3 protein-coding genes are annotated in these 3,031 nt (G+C 65.0%); 1 reads left to right on the top strand and 2 read right to left on the bottom strand.

What is annotated here, in order from left to right:
* Positions 1-695, bottom strand: a 695-nt coding sequence (locus QZ609_RS25950) for an AMP-binding protein (protein WP_295501218.1), incomplete at its 3' end; no start/stop codon positions are given.
* Positions 696-1,148: 453 nt separating this feature from the next.
* On the opposite strand from QZ609_RS25950, the gene QZ609_RS25945 reads away from it, so the two are divergent.
* The gene (locus tag QZ609_RS25945) at positions 1,149-2,090 is read left to right on the top strand and encodes a LysR family transcriptional regulator (RefSeq protein WP_295501215.1); all 942 of its coding nucleotides are present in this window, start codon (positions 1,149-1,151) and stop codon (positions 2,088-2,090) included.
* Between the two features lie 76 nt (positions 2,091-2,166).
* On the opposite strand, the gene QZ609_RS25940 is transcribed toward QZ609_RS25945, so the two are convergent.
* On the bottom strand, positions 2,167-3,031 hold an 865-nt coding region (locus QZ609_RS25940; protein ID WP_295501212.1), incomplete at its 5' end, for a topoisomerase C-terminal repeat-containing protein.

Here is a 3,031-nt window from a genome sequence, read left to right as displayed (position 1 = left end):
TGCGTGAGCATGGCGCCCTTCGGGCGGCCGGTGGTGCCGGAGGTGTAGACCATCAGCGCCACCTCGTCCAGGTCGACGGAGGTGGCGGCCACCGCATTGCGCTCGGCCACGTCCACCGGCTCGGCCAGCAGCTGCATCAGGTCGAGCTGGCCGGCACCCGGTTTGTTCTTGGGCGGCGGCGCGGACGACGCGTCGGCGGCGATCAGCTCCGGCGGCACCGCCAGCGCCTTGCGGCAGGCCGGTTGCGACGGCTGCAGGTCGGCATAGCGGGTGGTGATGACGGTGGCGACCGCGGTACCCGGGCGCGCAGCCTCGACGATGGGCATCAGGTCGGCGGCCGCCACCAGGATCTTGGCGGCGGAATCCGCCAGCTGGTCGCGCAACTCGTGCTGCCGCGACAGCGGCCCGCATGGCACCACGATCGCCCCGAGCTTGGCCGTGGCCAGGTGCGCCAGGATCGCTTGCGGACAGTTCTGCAGGAACAGCGCGACCCGATCGCCGCGCGCCACGCCCAGCCGCTGGAACTGCACGGCCAGCCGCGTGGAGAGCTGATCCAGCTCGCGCCAGCAGATCGTGCGGCCGTACCACAGCAGCGCGATGCGCTCCGGCGTCTGTTGCGCGTGATGCGCGCAATAGCGATGCAGCGGCATCTCGCCTGCGAGATAGTGGACCGGCTCGCGGTTCTGGATGGTCATAGCGGTGTCTCCTCGGCCGGCGGCATCATCGGGTTGTGCGCTGGTCGTGATGGCAGCCCTCGTACCGGGGCGCTCATACGGGCGGGGTTCAGTGGCATCCATGCTTCGAGTATGGCAACCGTCTCACACGAGTGCCGCGTCGATTTGCGCAAAAGCGTGTTGCACTCGGTTATTCGCCGGTGCGTGACGCAGCACAACACGGATCCCACAAAAATCTACCCGTTGGTATGCAGTCTCTGCGCAAATCCCCTGCTACGTCAATCGGTGGGAAGGCGGATGCCCGGATCGACCGACTGTGAGCGGAAAATGTAAAGAATGTGGATATCTTCACCGGAGCGTGTACTCACATTCTACGATCGTGCGTCTACAGTGAATTGCGTAGACAGTAATTAAAAATTTGCTGTCATGACAGATTTGTTCTATTTTTGACAACAAATCATGTGAGAGGCTGGAATGGATCGTTTGCAGTCGATGCGGGTGTTTTCCAAGGTGGTGGAGCTTGGCAGCTTCGCCCGGGCGGCCCAGCATCTGTCGATGTCGAATGCCGTGGTCACGCGCTACGTGGCCGATCTGGAGGCGCATCTCGGCACGCGCCTGCTCAATCGCACCACGCGCAGCCTGTCGCTGACGGACGTGGGCGAGACCTACCTGCAGCGTTGCGCGCAGATCTTGCTCGACATCGATGAGGCCGAATCGCTGGCCACCTCGCGTAGCCAGGCGCTGGTGGGCGGTTTGCGCATCGTCGCGCCGGTCATGTTCGGGCTGCACGTGCTGCCGATGCTGCTGGCACGTTTCCAGCAGCTCTACCCGGAGGTCACCTTCGACGTGGCGCTGTCCGATCGGCCGATCGACATCGTTGAAGATGGTCGCGATGTCGGCATCATGGTGTCGGAACTCGGCCTCGGCTCGCACCTGGTGGCGCGCCGCATGATCTCCGCCGAGATGGTCATGGCTGCCACGCCCGCCTACCTGCGCCAGCATTCCACGCCGCAGCGCGCGGAAGACATCGCCGAGCACCGCGTGATCGCGATGTGGCATCCGCAGCTGCGTCACGAGTGGGAGATGAGCACGCCCGATGGCCAGTCGATCGCTGTGCCGGTGCAGCCGTCACTGGTCACCAGCAACGCCGAGCTGATGCACCGCGCGGTGCTGGCCGACATGGGCATCGCGATCCTGTCGTCGTATATGGCGCGGCCGGATCTGGAGTCGGGGCGGCTGGTGCGCGTGCTGCCGCAGTACAAGCTGCCGGCCCGCTCGCTGTCGCTGGTGTATCCGAGCCGCAAGTTCCTGCCGACCAAGGTGCGCACCTTCATCGACTACATGCTGGCCCAGGCGATGGAGGTCAAGCATCAGGCCGACGCGCGCACCAGCCGGGGCATGAGCGAAGCCGCCTGAGCGCCAAACGCACCGCCAATACAAAACGGGAGGACAGTGTCCTCCCGTTTGCGTTGGTGCCAGAGAAACCGGTCGATCAGGTTTCGCTGGTGCTTTCCTCGTTGGCCTCGGCTTCGGCGGCTTTCTTGCGTGCCGGGGCTTTCTTGGCAGCCGTCTTCGCGGCCGTCTTGGCTGGGGCCTTGGCGGCCGGGGTCTTCTTGGCCGCCGTGGTCGTCTTGGTTGGCGCCTTCTTGGCGGCGGTCTTCGCGCCCGGCTTGCCCTTGCCTTCGCCGCGCGGCTCGAACTCGAAGCCGATCTTGCCGTCCGGCTGCTTGACCAGGAAGGCCTTGAAGTTGCGGCCCGTGCGCGCCGACTTGAAGCCGGTCAGCAGGTCGGTCTTGCCTTCGCTCAGCAGCTTGTGCAGCTGTTCGCGGCTGATCTCCTGCTGCAGGATGATCTTGCCGGTGGTGAAGTCGCAGGTCTTGGGCTGCGCCACGGCGTTCTCGCACACGTACTTCAGGCCGTGCTCGTAGACGCTGCCGTTGCACTTCGGGCAATGGCCGACGCTTTCCTGGCCGGAGAAATCGACCGGCTCGCCGTCGTCCTCGTCGTTCTGGCCGAAGTCGAATTCCATCTTCCAGTGGCCGTCTTCCTGCGCCAGCTTGAGGATGGCCGCGAACGGCCGGCCCATCTTGCTGCGGAAGCCCTGCAGCGGGCCGATGGTCTTGTTGATCAGCAGCTCTTCCACTTCGTCCAGCTCGAACTGGCGGCCGCCCGGGATCTTGCTGATCGAGAAGTCGCAGTGGCTGCAGGCGAAGCGGCGGTAGTTTTCCTTGACCACGTGGCCGCATTGCGGGCACGGCGTGGCGAGCGTCGCATAGTCGCCGGGGATGGTGTCGCTGTCGTATTCCTTGGCGCGCTTGACGATCTGCTGCGTCATCTGCGCGATCTCGCGCATGAAT

This window comes from uncultured Ralstonia sp., from assembly GCA_913056305.1.
Lineage (GTDB): Bacteria > Pseudomonadota > Gammaproteobacteria > Burkholderiales > Burkholderiaceae > Ralstonia.
This window is presented reverse-complemented; position numbering and strand designations above follow the sequence as displayed.

Coding starts and splice junctions, on each gene's coding strand:
- QZ609_RS25945 (WP_295501215.1), top strand. CDS start 1,149: ATGGATCGTTTGCAGTCGATGCGGGTGTTTTCCAAGGTGGTGGAGCTT.